Here is a 474-nt window from a genome sequence, read left to right as displayed (position 1 = left end):
CTGGATATAAATTGTTTAACTGTATCATCGGGCTATACAAAGAAATCCAGCTGCCGTCATTTAGACGGTACTCATATTTAACGCCTTCGTTGTGTCGATATTGAAGGTTGGTAATGGCTATATTAAGCCAGCCTTGCTGGTCTATCTCTAACGCGTCTTTGTTTCGTACAAAGCCCTCATTTGTATTGACGTAGCTCACAACTGGAGGCGCTATTGGCTCATCCTTAAAGTTTGTCATTTCAATAAGCGCGCTATCACTTACAGCAATCACTACTTTATCGGCAACTCGCACGCTGCCAATCATAAATGAATGGTCTTGTGTTTCTCTTATTAACCTTGATGAGCTTTGTTCTTTAGAAATCGTGTGAATGCCATTATTAGTCAGCAAATAGAGTACGTCCCGCACTTCTACAATTTCTTTAATGTATTCAGGTGAGGGGACTTTAACCCAATTGCCATCTACCTTTTTTAATA

At 39.9% G+C, this 474-nt stretch carries 1 protein-coding gene; it reads right to left on the bottom strand.

Translation table 11 applies throughout. From position 1 onward, the window contains the following. Nucleotides 1-474, bottom strand: a 474-nt coding sequence (locus tag J8M00_RS28065; RefSeq protein WP_211013652.1) for a hypothetical protein, incomplete at both ends; no start/stop codon positions are given.

The organism is Pseudoalteromonas luteoviolacea (assembly GCF_018100925.1).
Taxonomy (GTDB): domain Bacteria; phylum Pseudomonadota; class Gammaproteobacteria; order Enterobacterales; family Alteromonadaceae; genus Pseudoalteromonas; species Pseudoalteromonas obscura.
This window is presented reverse-complemented; position numbering and strand designations above follow the sequence as displayed.